This is a genomic window from Streptomyces subrutilus (assembly GCF_008704535.1).
Taxonomy (GTDB): domain Bacteria; phylum Actinomycetota; class Actinomycetes; order Streptomycetales; family Streptomycetaceae; genus Streptomyces; species Streptomyces subrutilus.
In genome coordinates, this window is the sequence record NZ_CP023701.1 from 1585428 (window position 1) to 1605965 (window position 20538).

General features: G+C 72.5%; 18 protein-coding genes. 13 read left to right on the forward strand and 5 right to left on the reverse strand.

The features are described 5' to 3' along the window. The first annotated feature begins 6 nt into the window (after positions 1-6). Positions 7-1584: an alpha/beta hydrolase gene (locus CP968_RS06890; protein ID WP_150517149.1), complete on the forward strand. Its 1578-nt coding sequence runs from the start codon at positions 7-9 to the stop codon at positions 1582-1584. 59 nt (positions 1585-1643) lie between these two features. On the opposite strand, the gene CP968_RS06895 is transcribed toward CP968_RS06890, so the two are convergent. Both CP968_RS06895 and CP968_RS06900 read right to left on the reverse strand, forming a co-directional pair. Further along, positions 1644-2057, reverse strand: a complete 414-nt coding sequence (locus CP968_RS06895; protein ID WP_150517150.1) for a RidA family protein — start codon at positions 2055-2057, stop codon at positions 1644-1646. Between the two features lie 13 nt (positions 2058-2070). Beyond that, positions 2071-2649, reverse strand: coding sequence for a HEAT repeat domain-containing protein (locus CP968_RS06900; RefSeq protein WP_373304018.1), 579 nt, complete (start codon positions 2647-2649; stop codon positions 2071-2073). Between the two features lie 453 nt (positions 2650-3102). Here CP968_RS06900 and CP968_RS06905 point away from each other — a divergent pair, with 453 nt between their 5' ends. The 11 genes from CP968_RS06905 to CP968_RS06955 all read left to right on the forward strand — a co-directional run bounded on the left by CP968_RS06905 (position 3103) and on the right by CP968_RS06955 (position 16460). Beyond that, positions 3103-4899, forward strand: a complete 1797-nt coding sequence (locus CP968_RS06905) for a 3-hydroxyacyl-CoA dehydrogenase family protein (protein ID WP_150517151.1) — start codon at positions 3103-3105, stop codon at positions 4897-4899. Between the two features lie 148 nt (positions 4900-5047). After that, positions 5048-5878, forward strand: a complete 831-nt coding sequence (locus tag CP968_RS06910) for a TetR family transcriptional regulator (protein WP_150517152.1) — start codon at positions 5048-5050, stop codon at positions 5876-5878. 403 nt (positions 5879-6281) lie between these two features. Further along, positions 6282-7619 (forward strand): crotonyl-CoA carboxylase/reductase, encoded by a 1338-nt coding sequence (gene ccrA / locus CP968_RS06915; protein ID WP_150517153.1) that lies wholly within the window; start codon positions 6282-6284, stop codon positions 7617-7619. A 32-nt stretch (positions 7620-7651) separates the two neighbouring features. After that, positions 7652-9703, forward strand: a complete 2052-nt coding sequence (locus tag CP968_RS06920) for a protein meaA (RefSeq protein WP_150517154.1) — start codon at positions 7652-7654, stop codon at positions 9701-9703. Between the two features lie 74 nt (positions 9704-9777). Further along, on the forward strand, positions 9778-10731 hold the full coding sequence (locus CP968_RS06925) for an HpcH/HpaI aldolase/citrate lyase family protein (RefSeq protein ID WP_150521776.1): 954 nt from the start codon (positions 9778-9780) through the stop codon (positions 10729-10731). Positions 10732-10735: 4 nt separating this feature from the next. Beyond that, positions 10736-11248, forward strand: a complete 513-nt coding sequence (locus tag CP968_RS06930; RefSeq protein ID WP_150517155.1) for a MaoC family dehydratase — start codon at positions 10736-10738, stop codon at positions 11246-11248. Positions 11249-11250: 2 nt separating this feature from the next. Continuing rightward, positions 11251-12456, forward strand: coding sequence for an acyl-CoA dehydrogenase family protein (locus tag CP968_RS06935; protein ID WP_150517156.1), 1206 nt, complete (start codon positions 11251-11253; stop codon positions 12454-12456). Between the two features lie 186 nt (positions 12457-12642). Next, on the forward strand, positions 12643-13299 hold the full coding sequence (locus CP968_RS06940; protein ID WP_150517157.1) for a phosphatidylserine decarboxylase: 657 nt from the start codon (positions 12643-12645) through the stop codon (positions 13297-13299). Next, positions 13286-14143 (forward strand): CDP-diacylglycerol--serine O-phosphatidyltransferase, encoded by an 858-nt coding sequence (gene pssA / locus CP968_RS06945; protein WP_373304017.1) that lies wholly within the window; start codon positions 13286-13288, stop codon positions 14141-14143. Before CP968_RS06940 ends, pssA begins: the two co-directional genes overlap by 14 nt. A gap of 310 nt (positions 14144-14453) precedes the next feature. After that, positions 14454-15938 (forward strand): AlkA N-terminal domain-containing protein, encoded by a 1485-nt coding sequence (locus tag CP968_RS06950; protein WP_150517159.1) that lies wholly within the window; start codon positions 14454-14456, stop codon positions 15936-15938. Between the two features lie 15 nt (positions 15939-15953). Then, the gene (locus CP968_RS06955) at positions 15954-16460 is read left to right on the forward strand and encodes a methylated-DNA--[protein]-cysteine S-methyltransferase (protein ID WP_150517160.1); all 507 of its coding nucleotides are present in this window, start codon (positions 15954-15956) and stop codon (positions 16458-16460) included. Between the two features lie 6 nt (positions 16461-16466). Here the strand turns inward: CP968_RS06955 and CP968_RS34035 are convergent, their stop codons facing one another. Genes CP968_RS34035 through CP968_RS06970 form a run of 3 tightly spaced genes read right to left on the reverse strand, consistent with a single transcriptional unit; the run spans position 16467 to position 19221 of the window. Continuing rightward, positions 16467-16895, reverse strand: coding sequence for a hypothetical protein (locus CP968_RS34035; protein WP_167536771.1), 429 nt, complete (start codon positions 16893-16895; stop codon positions 16467-16469). A 36-nt stretch (positions 16896-16931) separates the two neighbouring features. Beyond that, positions 16932-17444, reverse strand: coding sequence for an NUDIX domain-containing protein (locus CP968_RS06965; protein WP_150517161.1), 513 nt, complete (start codon positions 17442-17444; stop codon positions 16932-16934). A 31-nt stretch (positions 17445-17475) separates the two neighbouring features. Next, positions 17476-19221 carry a BCCT family transporter gene (locus CP968_RS06970; RefSeq protein ID WP_150517162.1) on the reverse strand — a complete coding sequence of 582 codons (1746 nt, stop codon included), beginning with the start codon at positions 19219-19221 and terminating at the stop codon, positions 17476-17478. A gap of 143 nt (positions 19222-19364) precedes the next feature. Between CP968_RS06970 and CP968_RS06975 the strand changes: the two genes are divergently transcribed. Next, on the forward strand, positions 19365-20513 hold the full coding sequence (locus tag CP968_RS06975) for a glycerate kinase (protein WP_150517163.1): 1149 nt from the start codon (positions 19365-19367) through the stop codon (positions 20511-20513). Positions 20514-20538 lie beyond the last annotated feature (25 nt).

Here is a 20538-nt window from a genome sequence, read left to right on the forward strand (position 1 = left end):
GGCCCCATGCTCCACCCCGTGACCGCGCGCACCCCCGTGAAGAAGCGCGCCGCCGTCCTGCTGTCGATCTCCACCGTCGTCGCCGCCCTCGCGAGCCCGGTCACCGCCGCCCCGGTCCCCGCCCCGGCGCCGGCGGCCCTGCGCTGGGCCGACTGCGCGACCCCCCGCTACCCCACCCTGCAGTGCGCCTCCCTCACGGTCCCCCTCGACCACGACGACCCCGCCGGGCGGCGGATCGCCCTCGCGCTGACCCGCGTCCCGCACACCGCGGCCGCCTCCCAGGGCCCGCTGCTGGTGAACCCCGGCGGTCCGGGCGGCAGCGGCCGGACCCTGGCCGGGTACGTCGCGTCGGCCCTGCCCAAGGACGTGGCCGCGCAGTACGACGTGATCGGCTTCGACCCCCGCGGGGTGGGCCGCAGCGAGCCGGTCCTGGACTGCGGGCCGGGCCACTTCAACCCCGTCCGCCCCGACTCCGTACCGCGCGACGCCCGCACCGAGCGCGCCAACCTGGAACGGGTCCGCTCCTTCGCCGAGTCCTGCCAGGCCCGGCACGCCGACGTCCTGCCGTACATCGGGACGGTCGCGGCCGCCCGCGACATCGAGGCCGTGCGGACCGCCCTCGGGGCAGCGCGGATCAGCTACTTCGGCTACTCGTACGGGACGTACCTCGGCGCGGTGTACGCCAAGCTGCACCCGGACCGCGTCCACCGGCTGGTCCTCGACTCCGTGGTGGACCCGAACGGGGTCTGGTACGAGGACAACCTGGCCCAGGACCGGGCCTTCGACGCCCGCCACAAGGCGTTCCTGGCCTGGGTGGCGAAGCACGACGCCACCTACCGCCTCGGCACCGGCGCGGCGGAGGTCGAGGAGCGCTGGTACGCGATGCGCGAGGCGGTGCGGGCGACCCCGGCGGGCGGCAAGGTGGGCCCGGCCGAGCTGGAGGACACCTACATGCCGGGCGGCTACTACGACGGCTACTGGCCCGCCCTGGCCGAGGCCTTCGCGGCGTACGCGGTGGCCGGGGACCCCAAGCCGCTGGTGTCGGCGTACGAGCGGTTCGGGGCGGTGGAGCCCTCGGCGGGCAACAGCTACAGCGTGTACACGGCGGTGCAGTGCCGGGACTCGGCGTGGCCCCGGGACTGGAACCGGTGGCGCGCGGACACCTGGCGCACGCACGCCGTCGCACCGTTCATGACGTGGAACAACGCCTGGTACAACGCCCCGTGCGCCTTCTGGCCGACGGAGTCGCTGCGGGCCCCCGACGTGACCAACACCGGGCTGCCGCCCGCCCTGCTCCTCGCGGCCACGGAGGACGCCGCGACCCCGTTCTCGGGCGCGCTGAGCATGCGGGACAAGCTGAAGGGCTCCGCCCTGGTGGTGGAGGAGGGCGGCGGCAACCACGGCGTCGCCCTGAGCGGCAACACCTGCCTGGACGAGAAGGTGGCGGCGTACCTGCGGACGGGGAAGGCCGCGGACGCCGCCTGCCCCGCGCAGCCCGCCCCGAAGCCGGCCGCCGCGACCCGGGCCGCCGCACCCTCCGCGGGCGGCGCGGCCCTGCACGGCATGCTCGGCTTCCGCGGCTGACCGGCGGGCGGGCACCCACCGGCCGGCCCGCCGGGGCCGGCCGGCAGCGGCCCGTCGGCTCAGGACGGCAGGACCGCGAACGCCTCGACCTCCAGCAGCAGTTCGGGGCGGAACAGGGCCGCGACCTGGACGGCCGTGGACGCCGGCAGCCGGTCGGCGGGGATGACGGCGTCGCGTGCCTCCCGTACCGCGGGGAGGTGGGCGACGTCGGTGACGAAGTAGGTCAGCTTGACCACGTCGTCGAAGGTCGCCCCGGCCGCGGCCAGGCAGCGGCGCAGGTTCTCGAAGACCTGGCGGGCCTGCGCCGCCGGGTCGCCCTCGCCGACGACGGCGCCCTTCTCGTCGAAGGCGCACTGCCCGGACACGGCGACGAAGCGGCCGGTGCCCCAGACGACGTGGTGGTAGCCGGTGCCGGGGCTGACGCCCTCCGGTGCTGAAATGCGGGTGAGGTGGCCCTCGTTGTGATCGCTCATGGCCCCGATCCTGTCAGCCGAGCCCGCGCAGCGCAGCCGTTGCCGCCACCGCGAGACGGGGGTGGGACTGCGCCCGCGTCAGCACGTCCCGGGCGCGCGGGTCGCCGAGGGTGCCGAGGCCCTCGACGCAGGCCAGCGCCACCCGCCAGTACGGGTCGTGCGGCGCGAGCAGCCGGGACAGCGTGGCCGTCAGCGCCGGTACGGACTCCGGGGCGCGCAGGGCGGTGAGCAGCCGGACCGGGTGCAGGGCGTAGGCGGTGCGCAGCCCGTTCGTGGCGAGGGCGGCCGCGGCGCGGGCGGTGCGCGGGTCGGCGAGCACGGCCAGGGCGGTGGCGGCCGCCGCGCAGCGGGGCGGGTCGCGGTGGTTCAGCAGCAGGACCAGCGGTTCGAAGGCGCGCCGGTCGCCCGCCAGTCCCAGCCGGTACGCGGCGAGTTCGCGGGCCCACAGGGGCAGTCCCGCCGAGGTGAGGGAGGCGGCCAGCTCCTCCGGTCCGGCGGCGAGCAGCGCCTCGTAGCGGGCGGGTCCGGCGGAGCCGGTGGATGGCGCTTCCGCTTCCGCTTCCGCGCGCAGGCGGTCCAGCACGTCGTTCACCCGGCCACCCTAGGGGTGCGGGGCGGCCGGCACGCGGGGTTCGGCCCATCCCGGTGATCGATGATCGATGATCGGTACATTTCGGCGGTACAGGTCACATCTGCGCACTCTGGCGGAGCAGTTGGCGACGGGCTACTGTCCTGGGAACACGTACGGGGACGGCCTGGTGACGCAGCCGCCCCGTGCCAGTCGGTTCTGCACGACCTCACGGCGCGGCCCCGGGACAGGGCGTCGCCGGTCCTCCCCCCGGGGCTCCACGCCTCCGGACCCATCGGCTCCGGGGCCGGCCCCGCGGGCCCCTCGCGCACGGCACCCCGGACGCCCTTACGGCTCGCAGCAGTACGGCCGTCTCCGCGACCGCGCACCGCACCGCGTGCCGCCGTCCGCACACGGCAGCCGCGGGCCCCGCGCGCGTCCCCCTCAGTCGTCACCCTCTTCCACTGGAGTCCCTCGATGGACCGTCCGTCCAGTCAGTCCTCCCTCCAGACCATCGCCGTCGTCGGCCTCGGCACGATGGGCTCGGGCATCGCCGAGCTCCTCGCGCGGGCCGGCCACGAGGTCGTCGGCATCGACGTCAGCGAGTCCGCCGCCCGGCGGGCGTCGGACTCCCTCGGCGCGGCCACCGCCCGCTCCGTGACCCGCGGCCTGCTCACCGAGCAGGAGCGGGCGGGCGTCCTGGCCCGCCTGCGCACCTTCGGCGACCTGGCCGCCGCGGCCGACGCCGACCTCGTCATCGAGGTGGTGCCGGAGTCCTACGAGCTCAAGCAGCGGGTCCTGCGCGAACTCGACGCGGTCGTGCGGCCCGACGCCATCCTGGCCACCGGCACCAACGCCCTGTCCGTGACCCGGCTCGCCGCCGAGTCCCGGCACCCCGAGCGCGTGCTGGGCCTGCACTTCTTCAACCCGGCCCCGGCGATGAGGCTGGTCGAGGTCGTCTCCTCGGTGCTGACCGCCCCGCCGGCCGTCGAGGCGGTCACCGCGCTGGCCCGCGCGCTGGGCAAGGAGCCGGTCGCGGTCGGCGACCGCCCCGGTTTCGTCGCCGACGGGCTGCTCTTCGGCTACCTCAACCAGGCCGCCGCCATGTACGAGTCGAAGTACGCCTCCCGCGAGGACATCGACGCGGCGATGCGGCTCGGCTGCGGGCTGCCCATGGGCCCGCTGGCACTGCTGGACCTGATCGGCGTGGACACGGCCCGCACGGTCCTGGAGGCCATGTACGCCTCCTCCGGCGACCGGCTGCACGCCCCCGCCCCGGTCCTGGGCCACCTCGCCGAGGCCGGCCTGACCGGCCAGAAGGCAGGGCGCGGCTTCTACACGTACGAGGCGCCGGGGAGCTCCGCGGTCGTCCGCGACGCGCAGACCCCGGCGGACGGGGACGCGGCGGGTGCGGGCCGTCCCGTGGCCTCGGTCGGCGTGGCCGGCTCGGGCACGATGGCGAGCGGGATCGCGCAGGTCTTCGCCCAGTCCGGCTTCGACGTGGTGCTGGCCGCCCGCAGCCGGGAGAAGGCCGACGCCGCCAAGGCCGCGATCGCCACGTCCCTGGGGCGGGCCGTGGCCAAGGGCCGGCTGACGCAGGAGGCGGCCGGGCAGACCCTGGAGCGGATCACCCCGGCCGGCTCGCTGGACGCCTTCGCCGGCGTGGACCTGGCCGTGGAGGCGGTCGCCGAGGACCTGGCGGTCAAGCAGGAGCTGTTCGCGGCCCTGGACAAGGCCTGCAAGCCGGGGGCGGTGCTGGCCACGACCACCTCCTCGCTGCCGGTGATCGCGGTGGCCCGGGCGACCTCGCGCCCCCAGGACGTGGTCGGGATGCACTTCTTCAACCCGGCCCCGGCGATGAAGCTGGTCGAGGTGGTGCGCACGGTGCTGACCGCCGACGACGTGCACGCGACGGTGCGCGGGATCTGCGGCCGGGTGCGCAAGCACCCGGTGGACTGCGGGGACCGGGCCGGGTTCATCGTGAACGCGCTGCTGTTCCCGTACCTGAACAACGCCGTCAAGATGGTCGAGCAGCACTACGCCACCCTCGATCAGATCGACGCCGCGATGAAGCTGGGCGGCGGCTACCCGATGGGGCCCTTCGAGCTCCTCGACGTGGTCGGCTTGGACGTCTCGCTGGCCATCGAGAAGGTCCTCCACCAGGAGTTCCGCGATCCGGGGCTGGCCCCGTCCCCGCTGCTGGAGCACCTGGTGGCGGCGGGCTGCCTGGGCCGGAAGACCGGCCGCGGTTTCCGTGAGCACGCCCGCCGGTAACCCCCGGCCGGGCCCTGAGCCGGATGCGTGGGGAGGGCTGCTCGGGTCCGCCGGACCCTCACGGCGGACACACCCTCCCGAGCCCGCTGCGGGCTCTCCCCCGCATCCCTCCCCGTCCCGCCCCCCGCAGGCGCGCTCTCCTGCGCGGATGAAGTACGTTCGCTCTATGTCCCAGCCCGCCAAGACCTCTCCCCGCGCCTCCTCGGCCTCCGACGCCCCCGAAGGCGCGGCCGGCGGCAAGGCGGCCGCCCAGCGCCTGAAGATGCGCCGCGAGCTCGCCGCGGCGGCGATGGAGCTGTTCGCGACCAAGGGGTACGAGGCGACGACGGTCGACGAGATCGCCGCGACCGCGGGGGTGGCGCGGCGGACCTTCTTCCGCCACTTCCGGTCCAAGGAGGAGGCGATCTTCCCGGACCACGACGACACCCTGACCCGCGCCGAGGCCGTCCTCGACGTGGCCCCGGCGCACGAGCACCCGCTCGACACGGTGTGCCGGGGGATCAAGGAGGTCATGAAGATGTACGCCGCCTCCCCCGCGGTGTCGGTGGAGCGCTACCGGCTGACCCGGGAGGTGCCGGCGCTGCGGGAGCGGGAGATCGCCTCGGTCGCGCGGTACGAGCGGCTGTTCACCCGCTACCTGCTGGCCCACTTCGACGAGCACGAGCAGCACGACGGGAACGACGACCCGCTGCTGGCCGAGGTGGCGGCCTCGGCGGTGGTGACCGCCCACAACCACGTGCTGCGGCGCTGGCTGCGGGCCGGCGGCCAGGGGGACGTGGAGGGCCAGCTCGACCACGCCTTCTCGATCGTCCGCAAGACCTTCGGGTCGGGCATCGGCGCGGGCCGCACCCAGGCCCCGGCCGCCGCTCCGGCGGCGGTCCGCACGCGGGGCGAGGTGCTCGTGGCGGTGGCCCGGACGGACGCGCCGCTGGACGAGGTCATGCGGACCATCGAAGAGGCCCTCAGAAGCAGGTCCTGACCCGGCGCGCGTCCGCGCGCCCGTCGCTCGCGCCACCGTGGCCGCTCCCGTTCCGGGGGCGGCCACGCGCGTTTGTCCGGCTTGCCCCTACTCGCGGGTAACTCTGATCGATCATCGCTCATCTACGCAGGTCAAATGACAAATGAGGGAAACTTTTGGCACGCGGTGCCTTGTCGAGTGACACCGCGTGCCATACGTTGAATCTCGTCCGGACGTCCCCGCGGTCCTCGCCCACTCGGCACGTACCGCGCCCCGGATGCCTGCGTCACCAGGCCCCGGCACGCCTCACCACGGGCACCGCCGCACCACCGCACCGCCGGACCGACGGCACACACCACACCCGTTCCACGCACCCGCGTATCCCTCAGCGCACCCTCATTCAGCGCTCGCCGGAGGCAATACCGTGAAGGACATCCTGGACGCGATCCAGTCGCAGGCCGCAACGGCCGCCGACTTCGCGGCCCTGCCGCTCCCCGACTCGTACCGCGCGGTCACCGTGCACAAGGACGAGGCGGAGATGTTCGCCGGGCTCACCACACGCGAGAAGGACCCCCGCAAGTCCCTGCACCTGGACCGGGTCCCGGTGCCGGAACTCGGCCCGGGCGAGGCCCTGGTGGCCGTCATGGCCTCCTCCGTGAACTACAACTCCGTGTGGACCTCGATCTTCGAGCCGGTGTCCACCTTCAGCTTCCTGGAGCGCTACGGGCGCCTGTCGGAGCTCACCCGGCGCCACGACCTCCCGTACCACGTCATCGGCTCCGACCTGGCCGGCGTCGTCCTGCGCACCGGCCCCGGCGTGAACGCCTGGCGGCCCGGCGACGAGGTCGTCGCGCACTGCCTGTCGGTCGAGCTGGAGTCCTCCGACGGCCACAACGACACGATGCTCGACCCCGAGCAGCGCATCTGGGGCTTCGAGACCAACTTCGGCGGGCTCGCCGAGATCGCCCTCGTCAAGTCCAACCAGCTGATGCCCAAGCCCGACCACCTCAGCTGGGAGGAGGCCGCCTCGCCCGGCCTGGTCAACTCCACCGCCTACCGCCAGCTCGTCTCCCGCAACGGCGCCGGCATGAAGCAGGGCGACAACGTCCTGATCTGGGGCGCGAGCGGCGGCCTGGGCTCGTACGCGACCCAGTTCGCGCTGGCCGGCGGCGCCAACCCGATCTGCGTCGTCTCCAGCGCCCAGAAGGCGGACATCTGCCGTGCGATGGGCGCGACCGCGATCATCGACCGCAGTGCCGAGGGCTACCGCTTCTGGAAGGACGAGCACACCCAGGACCCGAAGGAGTGGAAGCGCTTCGGCAAGCGCATCCGCGAGCTGACCGGCGGCGAGGACATCGACATCGTCTTCGAGCACCCGGGCCGCGAGACCTTCGGCGCCTCCGTGTACGTCACCCGCAAGGGCGGCACCATCACCACCTGCGCCTCGACCTCGGGCTACATGCACGAGTACGACAACCGGTACCTGTGGATGTCGCTCAAGCGGATCATCGGCTCGCACTTCGCCAACTACCGCGAGGCGTGGGAGGCCAACCGGCTGGTCTCGAAGGGCAGGATCCACCCCACCCTGTCGAAGGTCTACTCCCTGGAGGAGACCGGCCAGGCCGCCTACGACGTCCACCGCAACCTCCACCAGGGCAAGGTCGGCGTCCTCGCGCTGGCCCCCGAGGAGGGCCTGGGCGTGCGCGACCACGAACTGCGCGCGACGCACCTCGAAGCCATCAACCGCTTCCGAAACGTCTGAGACAGCCTCAAAGGCCAAAGGGACAGCCTGAGATGACAGAGCGCCAGAAGGACCGTCCATGGCTCATGCGGACGTACGCCGGCCACTCCACGGCCGAGGCGTCCAACGAGCTGTACCGCCGCAACCTCGCCAAGGGCCAGACCGGCCTGTCGGTCGCGTTCGACCTGCCGACGCAGACCGGCTACGACCCCGACCACGTCCTCGCCCGCGGCGAGGTGGGCCGGGTCGGCGTCCCGGTCTCCCACCTGGGCGACATGCGGCGGCTGTTCCAGGACATCCCCCTGGAGCAGATGAACACCTCGATGACGATCAACGCCACCGCCATGTGGCTGCTGGCGCTCTACCAGGTGGCCGCCGAGGAGCAGGGGGCGGACGTCTCCCTGCTCCAGGGCACCACCCAGAACGACATCGTCAAGGAGTACCTCTCGCGCGGGACGCACGTCTTCCCGCCCGGGCCGTCCCTCCGCCTGACGACCGACATGATCGCGTACACGGTCAACCACATGCCGAAGTGGAACCCGATCAACATCTGCAGCTACCACCTGCAGGAGGCGGGCGCCACCCCGGTCCAGGAGATCTCGTACGCCATGTCCACGGCCATCGCCGTACTGGACTCGGTCCGCGACTCGGGCCAGGTCCCCGAGGAGCGGTTCGGCGAGGTCGTCGCCCGGATCTCGTTCTTCGTGAACGCGGGCGTGCGCTTCATCGAGGAGATGTGCAAGATGCGCGCCTTCGGCCGCATCTGGGACCGGGTCACCCGCGAGCGCTACGGCATCGAGAACGAGAAGCAGCGCCGCTTCCGGTACGGCGTCCAGGTCAACTCCCTCGGCCTGACCGAGGCCCAGCCGGAGAACAACGTCCAGCGCATCGTCCTGGAGATGCTGGCCGTCACCCTCTCCAAGGACGCCCGCGCCCGCGCCGTGCAGCTGCCCGCCTGGAACGAGGCGCTGGGCCTGCCCCGGCCCTGGGACCAGCAGTGGTCGCTGCGCATCCAGCAGGTCCTGGCGCACGAGAGCGACCTGCTGGAGTACGAGGACATCTTCGCGGGCTCGCACGTCGTCGAGGCCAAGGTGGACTCGCTGGTCGCGGAGTGCCTGGCCGAGATCGACCGGATCGAGGAGATGGGCGGCGCGATGGCGGCCGTCGAGTCCGGCTACCTCAAGTCCCGGCTGGTCTCCTCGCACGCCGAGCGGCGCGCCCGGATCGAGGCCGGCGAGGACAAGATCGTCGGGGTCAACTGCTTCGAGCAGACGGAGGACAACCCGCTCACCGCCGACCTCGACGGGGCGATCATGACGGTGGACGGGGCGGTGGAGGCGCGGATCGTCGAGCGCATCACCGCCTGGCGGGCCGAACGGCAGGAGTCCTCGGACCGGCAGGGCGGCGGCGACCCCTTCGTCTTCCCCACCGTCGGGCAGGCGCTGGACCGCCTCAAGGAGGCCGCCGCCGGCACCGAGAACCTGATGGAGGCCACCCTGGAGTGCGCCCGGGCCGGCGTCACCACCGGCGAGTGGTCGACGGCGCTGCGCGAGGTGTTCGGCGAGTTCCGCGCCCCGACCGGGGTCTCCTCGGCCCCGGTCGCGGTGACCGCCGAGGCGGGCACCCCGATGGCCCTGGTCCGCGCCAAGGTCTCCCGTACGGCCGAGGACCTCGGCGCGGGCCGGCTGCGGCTGCTGGTCGGCAAGCCCGGCCTGGACGGGCACTCCAACGGCGCCGAACAGATCGCCGTCCGGGCCCGTGACGCGGGCTTCGAGGTGGTCTACCAGGGCATCCGGCTGACCCCCGAGGAGATCTCGTCGGCGGCGCTGGCCGAGGACGTGCACTGCGTGGGACTGTCCATCCTGTCCGGCTCGCACAGCGCGCTCGTGCCCGACGTGCTGGAGCGCCTGCGCGCGGCGGGGGCGGGCGACGTCCCCGTCATCGTCGGCGGCATCATTCCGAACGCGGACGCCGTGACGCTCAAGGCGGCCGGAGTCGCCGCCGTCTTCACCCCGAAGGACTTCGGCATCACGGAGATCATCGGCCGTATCGTCGACGAGATCCGGAAAGCGAACAAGCTCGACCCTCTGGAGGTCCCCGCATGACCACGCCCGCCCACCCGTCGCCCGCCGCCGCCCTGCCGGACCTCCGTTCCGCGTCGGGCGCCCCCGCTCCCGCCGTGAACCGGCTGCGCCCGCGCCGCTCCTGCCTCGCCGTCCCGGGCTCGAACCCGCGCTTCCTGGAGAAGGCCCAGGGCCTGCCGGCCGACCAGGTCTTCCTGGACCTGGAGGACGCCTGCGCGCCGCTCGCCAAGGAGGGCGCCCGCCACACGATCGTGGACGCGCTGAACAAGGGCGACTGGACGGGCAAGACCCGGGTCGTGCGCGTCAACGACTGGACCACCCACTGGACCTACCGCGACGTGATCACGGTCGTGGAGGGCGCCGGCCAGAACCTCGACTGCATCATGCTGCCGAAGGTCCAGGACGCCCGGCAGGTCGTGGCGCTCGACCTGCTGCTGACCCAGATCGAGAAGACCATGGGCTTCGAGGTCGGCAGGATCGGCATCGAGGCGCAGATCGAGAACGCCAAGGGCCTGGTGAACGTCGACGAGATCGCCGGCGCGTCGCCCCGGCTGGAGACGATCATCTTCGGGCCGGCCGACTTCATGGCCTCGATCAACATGAAGACGCTGGTCGTGGGCATGCAGCCGCCCGGCTACGGCGCGGACGCCTACCACTACATCCTGATGCGCATCCTGATGGCGGCCCGCACCCACGACCTCCAGGCCATCGACGGCCCCTTCCTGCAGATCCGCGACGTGGACGCCTACCGCGAGGTCGCGGGCCGCGCGGCGGCGCTGGGCTTCGACGGCAAGTGGGTGCTGCACCCCGGCCAGGTCGACGCGGCGAACGAGGTCTTCTCCCCGTCCCAGGAGGACTACGACCACGCCGAGCTGATCCTCGACGCGTACGACTGGTGCACGTCCGAGGCCGGCGGCAAGAAGGGCTCGGCGATGCTCGGCGACGAGATGATCGACGAGGCCAGCCGCAAGATGGCCCTGGTCATCGCCGGCAAGGGACGCGCCGCGGGCATGCGGCGCACCACCACGTTCGAGATCCCGGAGGCGTAGGACCATGCAGTTCGGACGTACGTACGAGGAATTCGAGGTCGGTGCGGTCTACAAGCACTGGCCCGGGAAGACGGTCACGGAGTACGACGACCACCTCTTCTGCCTGCTGACCATGAACCACCACCCGCTGCACCTGGACGGCAACTACGCCGAGAACACCACCGACTTCGGCAGGAACGTCGTCGTGGGCAACTACGTCTACTCGCTGCTGCTGGGCATGTCCGTCCCGGACGTCTCCGGCAAGGCGATCGCCAACCTGGAGATCGAGTCGCTGCGGCACGTGGCACCGACCTTCCACGGCGACACGCTGTACGGCGAGACCACCGTCCTCGACAAGACCCCGTCGAAGTCGAAGAACGACCGCGGGATCGTGTACGTGGAGACCAGGGGCCACAAGCAGGACGGCACCCTCGTCTGCGTCTTCCGGCGCAAGGTGATGGTCCCGACCGAGACGTACGTCAAGGAGCGCGGCGGCGAGCAGCCCGGCCGGCCCACGCCGAAGGAACAGGGGAAGTAGCCATGGCCCGACTCGCCCAGACCGCCGGGCTCGACGACGTCCAGCGGGAGATCCTCAAGACCGTCCGGGAGTTCGTCGACAAGGAGATCATCCCGGTCGCCACCCGGCTGGAGCACCTCGACGAGTACCCGCAGGACATCGTCGACGGGCTCAAGGAGCTCGGCCTCTTCGGCCTGATGATCCCGGAGGAGTACGGCGGCCTGGGCCAGTCGCTCCTCACGTACGCGCTGTGCGTCGAGGAGATAGCGCGCGGCTGGATGTCCGTCTCCGGCATCATCAACACCCACTTCATCGTGGCGTACATGCTCAAGCAGCACGGCACGCAGGAGCAGAAGGACCACTTCCTGCCGCGCATGGCGCTCGGCGAGGTGCGCGGCGCGTTCTCGATGTCGGAGCCGGGGCTGGGCTCGGACGTGTCGGCCATCACGTCGAAGGCGGTGCGGGACGGCGACGAGTACGTCCTGAACGGCCAGAAGATGTGGCTGACGAACGGCGGCACGTCGACCCTGGTGGCCGTCCTGGTCCGCAGTGACGAAGGCCACCCGGAGGGCACCGCCCCGCACAAGTCGATGACGACCTTCCTGGTCGAGAAGGAGCCCGGCTTCGGCGAGGTCCGGCCGGGCCTCACCATCCCGGGCAAGATCGACAAAATGGGCTACAAGGGCGTCGACACGACCGAGCTCATCATGGACGGACTGCGCATTCCGGCCAATCGCGTGCTGGGCGGACGGACGGGCCGAGGGTTTTACCAAATGATGGACGGGGTCGAGGTCGGCCGGGTCAACGTGGCGGCCCGTGGCTGCGGCGTCGCTCAGCGTGCCTTCGAGCTGGGCGTCTCGTATGCCCAGCAACGTCACACTTTCGGCAAGGCCATCGCGGAACACCAGGCCATCCAGTTCAAGCTCGCCGAGATGGCTACCAAGGTCGAAGCCGCCCATGCGATGATGGTCAATGCGGCACGCAAAAAGGACTCCGGGGAACGAAACGACCTCGAAGCGGGGATGGCGAAGTACCTCGCCTCCGAGTACTGCAAGGAGGTGGTGGAGGACGCCTTCCGCATCCACGGTGGATACGGGTTCTCGAAGGAGTACGAGATCGAGCGCCTCTACCGGGAGGCGCCGATGCTGCTGATCGGTGAAGGTACCGCCGAGATCCAGAAAATGATCATCGGGCGACGCCTGCTTGAGGAGTACCGACTCCAGGGCTGAAAGTACCTTTTGCGACGAATCGTCCATGGGTTCTTCGCGGAAGAGTCACTACCAGTGACTGGCCGACGGCCATCGACTCGGCTTCTGGCTTGCCCAGTTGTTGCGTGCAACCGATAGCATTCCAGTAAAGCCGCCGTCCCGTCCCCCTGTTTGCGGCGCGGCAATCACCCGCTACGAAGGTCATCCATGCCCCACAGCCAAACCTCTGCACCTCGCGTCGGCATCCTCGGTGGACGTCTCGCACGCGGAGCATCGCCGTGGCTCCTGCCGACCGTCGCCACCGCGGCGCTCAGCCTCACCCGGGCGCGCAAGTCCGGGCGCTGGGCCGCGGCGGCCGTGCCCGCCACCGCGCTCGCCGCGGGCATGCTGTGGTTCTTCCGGGACCCCGAGCGCGAGATCGCCCAGGGCCGGGTCATCTCCCCCGCCGACGGCGTGGTGCAGAGCATCATGCCGTGGAAGGACGGACGGACCCGGGTCGCGATCTTCATGAGCCCGCTGAACGTCCACGTCAACCGCGCTCCCCTCGCGGGAACGGTCACGTCGGTGGAGCACGTGCCCGGCGGGTTCGTGCCGGCGTTCAACAAGGAGAGCGAGAACAACGAGCGCGTCGTCTGGCACTTCGACACCGAGCTCGGCGACATCGAGATGGTGCAGATCGCCGGCGCCGTCGCCCGTCGCATCGTCCCGTACCTGCCGGCCGGCACCAAGGTGGAGCAGGGCGAACGCATCGGTCTGATCCGTTTCGGCTCCCGTGTCGACATCTACCTCCCCGAGGGCGTCGAGGTCGCGGTCGAGGTCGGTCAGGCCACTACCGCGGGGGTGACACGAATTGACCGTGACTGACCCTGAGACTCCTGCCACGGGCTGGGTGCCCGAGCAGGCCGACGAGGATTCCGCCGAAGACGACATGCCGCTCTCGCTGCGGCTGTCGATAGCGGACACCCTCACCCTCGGCAACGCCACGTGCGGGTTCATGGCGGTGTACTTCACCACCACCGGGATCCTCATCCCGCACCTCACCGGCAGCGGCGAGACGGGCATGGCCCGCAACAGCGCGGCGACGGCGGTGATACTGATGCTGCTCGCGGCGGTCTTCGACCTCTTCGACGGGATCGTGGCCCGCAAGCTGCGCAGCTCGCCCATGGGCGCGGAGCTGGACAACCTGTCGGACCTGATCAGCTTCGGGCTGGCTCCGGCCTACTTCGTGCTCGTCTACGGCATGGTCGCCGTGGACGCGGACCAGAAGATGTCGGCGCTGGCGGCGATCGTGGTGCTGCTCGCGGTGGTGCTCCGCCTCGCGAGATTCAGCTGCGTGACGATGAAGGACGGCGTGTTCCAGGGCATGCCGAGCCCCTTCGGCGCGCTGACGGTCGTCTCGATCGTGCTGCTGGAGCTGCCGTTCATCCCGACGCTGCTGGCGATCATCGGTGTCGCCTGGCTGATGGTGAGCCGGGTCGAGTACCCCAAGCCGCGGGGTGTCCTCGCGGTGGCGATGCTGAGCTGGATCGTCGGGGCGATGGGCCTGCTGGCGGCCTGGGCCTTCGACGCGCCCGGCGGTCAGCTGCTGCTCCAGACGGGCTGCGCGCTGCAGATCGCCCTGGCGGCGACCATCCCGCTGTTCGCCACGACCCGCAAGGCCAACACCTTCCGGCACAACCGCCGCGAGGCGCGGGCCTCGCTCCGCTAGACCCGGCACGTCGTACGAGAGGGCCCCGGCCGCCGCAAGGCGGCCGGGGCCCTCCGTGCGTTGCCCGAGGCCCTGCCGGCCGTGCCCGGGTGGCCGCGTGCGGGAGCGGGGGCACGCACGCGGCCACCCGGACCCGCCGGGGCCGGCGGGGGCCCGTACGGCCCGCGCGGACGGCGCGAGGGCGCTTCGTCGTGGTCCGACGCGCCCGGGGGCGCGACGGGCCACCCGATCGGGTGCGGAGCGGGCGGGGCGTAGCCTTGATGTCGGAAAACCGCCAGCCGTCGACCGGCCCGGACCGGATCCTGGAGCCATGCACACCGACACCGAGCGTTGCGTCAGAGCCGTGCGGTCGAAGGACGCCCGCTTCGACGGCTGGTTCTTCACCGCCGTCCTGACCACCCGGATCTACTGTCGTCCGAGCTGCCCCGCCGTGCCGCCGAAGGTCGAGAACATGACCTTCCTGCCCAGCGCGGCCGCCTGTCAGCAGGCCGGCTTCCGCGCCTGCAAGCGCTGCCGGCCCGACTCCAGCCCCGGCTCTCCCGAGTGGAACGCCCGTGCCGACGCCGTGGCCCGCGCGATGCGGCTCATCCAGGACGGCGTGGTCGACCGCGAGGGCGTGCCCGGACTCGCCACCCGGCTGGGCTACTCCGCCCGCCAGGTGGAGCGGCAGCTGAACGCCGAGCTCGGCGCCGGGCCGCTGGCCCTGGCCCGGGCGCAGCGGGCCCAGACCGCCCGGCTGCTCATCGAGACCTCCGAACTCCCCATGGGCGACGTGGCCTTCGCGGCCGGCTTCTCCTCGATCCGCACCTTCAACGACACCGTCCGCGAGGTCTTCGCCCTCTCCCCCAGCGAGCTGCGGGAGCGTTCGGCCAAGGCCGGCCGGCGCCCGCACACCCCGCCCCGGGTGCCCGGGACGATCAGCCTGCGGCTGCCCTTCCGGACCCCCCTCAACCCGACCAACCTCTTCGGCCACCTCGCCGCCACCGCCGTCCCGGGGGTCGAGGAGTGGCGCGACGGCGCCTACCGCCGCACCCTGCGGCTGCCCTACGGCACCGGTGTGGTGGCCCTGACCCCGCAGCCCGACCACATCGGCTGCCGGCTGGCCCTGACGGACCTGCGCGACCTCACCCTCGCGATCAGCCGCTGCCGCTGGATGCTCGACCTCGACGCCGACCCGGAGGCCGTCGACGGCCAGCTGCGCGCCGACCCCCTGCTGGCCCCGCTCGTCGACAAGGCCCCCGGCCGCCGGGTTCCCCGTACGGTCGACGCGGCCGAGTTCGCCGTGCGGGCGGTCCTCGGCCAGCAGGTGTCCACCGCCGCGGCGCGGACCCACGCGGCCCGGCTGGTGGCGGCGCACGGCGAGCCGGTCGAGGACCCGCACGGCGGGCTGACCCACCTGTTCCCGTCCCCGCGGGCCCTGGCCGGGCTGGACCCGCAGACGCTGGCCCTGCCGCGCAGCCGCCGCGCCACGCTCACCACGCTGGTCGCGGCGCTGGCCGACGGTTCGCTGCCGCTCGGCATCGACAGCGACTGGGAGGCGGCCCGCGCACAGCTCTGCGCCCTGCCCGGTTTCGGCCCGTGGACCACCGAGGTGATCGCGATGCGGGCGCTGGGCGACCCGGACGCCTTCCTCCCCTCGGACCTCGGCATCCGGCGCGCGGCCCGGAGCCTGGGACTGCCGTCCACCCCGTCGGCGCTGACCGCCAGGGCGGCCGGCTGGCGGCCCTGGCGCGCCTACGCGGTGCAGTACCTGTGGGCCACCGACGACCACGCCATCAACCACCTGCCCGTCTGAAAGGCACGTACGACCATGAATGCCAGCAGCAAGCAGCACACCGTCGTCGACAGCCCCTGCGGGCCGCTGACCCTGGTGGCCACCGACGGCACCCTGAGCGGCCTGTACATGGTCGGGCAGCGCCACCGCCCCGCCGAGGAGGCCTTCGGGGAGCGCGTGGACGCCGCCGAGGAGCCGTTCCCCGAGGTGGTGCGCCAGCTCGCCGCGTACTTCGACGGGGAGCTCACCGCCTTCGACCTGCCGCTGCGGCTGGAGGGCACCGAATTCCAGCGCAGCGTGTGGGACCAGCTCGTCCGCATCCCCTACGGCGAGACCTGGTCGTACGGGAAGCTCGCCGACCGGCTCGGCAAGCCGAACGCCTCGCGGGCCGTGGGCCTGGCGAACGGGAAGAACCCGATCGGGATCATCGTGCCGTGCCACCGGGTGATCGGCGCCTCGGGCGGCATGACCGGCTACGGCGGCGGCCTGGACCGCAAGGTGCGGCTGCTGGCGCTGGAGTCGGGGGTGGAACAGCTCGTCTAGGGCGGTTCAGACGACCATGAGCGGGACGAGCAGGGCGAAGGCCGCGCCCGCCTCCACGGCGTACGCGTAGAGCGAGGGGTGCTGGACGGGCGCGGCGAGCAGGACCACGCCCTGCTGGGCGGCGGCGGCCTCCACCCAGGCGGGGTCGGCGCCGAGGTTCCCCTGGTACCAGCCCTCGCAGGAGCCGGGGCCGGTGACGGCGAGGAGGTCGTCCTCGCGGCGGTAGAGGGCCTGCCAGCCGGAGGCGGGGACGGACCAGCCCTCGAAGTCGGTGAACTGGGCCCAGCCGCCGTCGCGTATCGCGGTGTCGAACATCCAGACCGCGGTGCCGTCCGGGGCCACCTCGTCACCGGCCTGCTCGTCGGTGGTGAAGTGGACCATGGGGAGCGCGTCGGGCCCGTCGGCCGTGCTGGGCCAGGCGTACATGGTGATCATCTGCTGAATCGTGTCCTGGTCGGGGTAGGGGCGGTGTTACGGCGTCGGAACCGGGCCGGCCGCCGGGCGGCCGTTCTCCAGCTCCGCGGTGCCCTCGCCCGACTGGAGCACCCGGTAGGCCTCCTGGGTGCGCAGGCCGAGCGATCCGGGGAGGTACGCGGTCAGTTCGGCGGGCTCCACCAGCCGCCAGGAGAGCAGTTCCTCCTCCTGGAGCGTGAGGGAGGCGAGTTGGGCGGCGTCCAGCACGCCGCCGTCGTAGAGGTAGGCGACGAGCGGCGGACGGCCGGCGCCCAGGGTCCAGTCGACGGCGAGCAGCCGGCCGAGCGGGACGTCGACGCCGATCTCCTCGGCGCTCTCCCGTCGGGCGGCGGTGCGCGGCGACTCGCCCCGGTCGGACTCGATGGTGCCGCCCGGGAGGGCCCATCCCTCACGGTAGTTGGGCTCGACGAGCAGCACCCGGCCCTCGACGTCACGGTAGAGGGCGGCGGCGCCGGCCAGCACCCGGGGCAGGCTCGCGATGTACGTGGCGTAGTCATCCGTGGTGGTCACCGGGCCACCCTACCCACGCCCCGGGCGGGAGCTAAGCCGGTCCGCGGCCCCCGGCGTCCGGGTTCCCGTCCCCGCCGCCGTCCTCGCGGTCGCGGCCCCGGGACTCCGCGACGCGGCGCAGCCGGGGGTGGCGGGCGGCGCCCTGTTCGGTGAGGGCGTCGCCGACCACCGCCCGGACCGCGTCGCGCATGCCGTGCAGCGCGTGGTGCCGGGCGGGGCCGGCGCCGGGGTCCTCGCGGAGCTCCTTCACCAGGGCCCAGCACAGCACCAGCATGACGACGACGAACGGCAGCGCGACCAGGATGGTCGCGGTCTGCAGGGACTTCAGTCCGCCGGCGACGAGCAGCACGGCGGCGACGGCGGCCATCAGGATGCCCCAGGTGACGACGAGCCAGGTGGGCGGGTTGAGCGCTCCCCGGCTGGTGAGCGAGCCCATGACCAGCGAGGCGGAGTCGGCGCTGGTCACGAAGTAGGTCATGACCAGGATCATCGCGACCCAGGAGGTGACCGTGCCCAGCGGCAGCGCGTCCAGCATGGCGAACAGCGAGGCTTCCGTGCCGTCCTTGAGCGCGGCGGCGAAGTCGACGGCGCCGGTGGAGTCGAGGCGGATGGCGGTGCCGCCCATGACGCAGAACCAGATGACGGTGGCGCCGCTGGGGACGAGCAGGACGCCGACGAGGAACTCGCGGATGGTGCGGCCGCGCGAGATGCGGGCGATGAAGGTGCCGACGAACGGCGCCCAGGAGAGCCACCAGGCCCAGTAGAAGATCGTCCACGCGCCGAGCCACTTGGCGTCGGTGAAGGCGCCGGTGCGGCTGGCCATGGGGAGCAGTTCGTGGAGGTAGCCGCCGAGGCTGGACGGGATCACGTCCAGGATGTAGACGGTGGGGCCCAGGACGAAGACGAAGAGCATCAGGGTGGCGGCGAGCACGATGTTGGCGGTGCTCAGCCACTTCACGCCCTTGTGCAGGCCGGAGAAGGCGGAGAGCACGAAGGCGGCCGACAGGGAGCCGATGATGATCAGCTCGACGGTGGTGGAGTCCTCGACGCCGGCGGTGAGGTTGAGCCCCTTGGACACCTGGAGGGCGCCCAGTCCCAGGCTGGTCGCGGTGCCGAAGACGGTGGCGAAGACGGCCAGCAGGTCGATGGCGCGGCCGGGCCAGCCGTCGGCCCGTTCGCGGCCCATCAGCGGGACGAAGGCTGAGCTGAGGCGGTTGCCGCGGCCCTTGCGGAAGGTGGCGTAGGCGAGGGCGAGGCCGGCGATGCCGTAGATCGCCCACGGGGTGAGGGTCCAGTGGAAGAAGGAGTACTCCATGGCGGCGAGGGCCGCGCCGCCGGTGCCGGGCGCGGTTCCGGAGGCCGGGGGCGGGTCGAGGTAGTGGGTGAGCGGCTCCCCGACCCCGTAGAACATCAGGCCGATGCCCATGCCCGCGCTGAACATCATGGCGATCCACGCCAGGTTGGTGAACTCCGGCTCGGAGTCGTCGGCGCCGAGCCGGATGCGGCCGAAGCGGCTGACGGCCAGCACGACGCACATGACCAGGAAGACGTCGGCGGCGATCACGAAGAGCCAGGCGAAGTTCTCCAGCACCCAGGCGAGGGCGGTGGTGGAGGCCCGGTCGAAGGAGTCCTTGCCCAGGGCGGCCCAGGCGACGGCGGCCAGGACGGCGAGGACGCCGATGGTGACGAGGGCGCGGTCGGGTGCTCCGCCCCCGGGGGCGCCCGGGCTCCCGTCGGGTGCGTCCGGACGGGGCCGTTCCTGCGATTCCGCGCTCATGCGGCCACCCTATGCAGCCGTATATCCGTATTTAGTGACACGGCGCGCCGGGTGTGTCCCAGGCCACCCATGGGCATAGGAGGATCCTCCGGATAGGCTCATGGGGGCGCGACTGCACTGTTCGATAGCAAGGGATTAGCAAGGTGACGGACGGAGCAGTAACTGAGACCGCGCGCGTGCTCATCGCCGCGGACAAATTCAAGGGCTCGCTCACGGCCGTTCAGGTCGCGGAGCGGGTGACGGCCGGCCTCCGCCGGGCCGTGCCGGACGTGGAGGTCGAGACCCTCCCCGTCGCGGACGGCGGCGACGGTACGGTCGCGGCCGCCGTGGCGGCCGGTTTCGAGCGCCGGGAGGTACGGGTCACCGGACCCCTCGGCGACCAGGTCACGGCCGCCTTCGCGCTGCGCGACGGCACCGCAGTGGTCGAGATGGCGGAGGCCTCCGGGCTCCAGCTGCTGCCGGCGGGCACCTTCGCCCCGCTGACGGCCACCACGTACGGCTCGGGCGAGCTGCTGAAGGCCGCGCTGGACGCGGGCGCGCGCACCCTGGTGTTCGGCGTCGGCGGCAGCGCCACCACCGACGGCGGCGCCGGCATGCTGGCGGCGCTGGGCGCGGTGTTCCTGGACGCGGACGGCGCACCGGTCGGTCCGGGCGGCGGCGCGCTGGCCGAGCTGGCCTCCGCGGACCTGTCGGGGATCGACCCGCGCTTCGCGGACGTGGAGTTCGTCCTCGCCAGCGACGTGGACAACCCGCTGACGGGGCCGAAGGGCGCGCCGGCGGTCTACGGCCCGCAGAAGGGCGCCTCCCCCGAGGACGTGGCGGCCCTGGACGCCGCCCTCGCGCACTTCGCGGTGGTGCTGGAGAAGGCGATCGGCGCCAAGGCCGCCACGTGTGCGGCGCTGCCGGGTGCGGGCGGCGCGGGCGGCATCGGCTACGGCGCGCTGCTGCTCGGCGCGACGTTCCGGCCGGGCATCGAGCTGATGCTGGAGGTGCTGGGCTTCGCCCCGGCGCTGGAGCGCGCCACCGTGGTCATCACGGGCGAGGGTTCGCTGGACGAGCAGACCCTGCACGGCAAGGCCCCGGCGGGCGTGGCGGCCGCCGCGCGCGCGGCGGGCAAGCCGGTGGTGGCGGTCTGCGGCCGGCTGCTGCTGTCCCAGGAGGCCCTGGAGGCGGCCGGCATCCGCCGGGCGTACCCCCTGACGGACCTGGAGCCCGACCCGGCGAAGTCCATCCCGAACGCCGGCCCCCTGCTGGAGCGGGTCGCGGCGAACATCGCCGCCGACATCCTCTGACCGGCGCCGTCACGGTCCGCGAGGC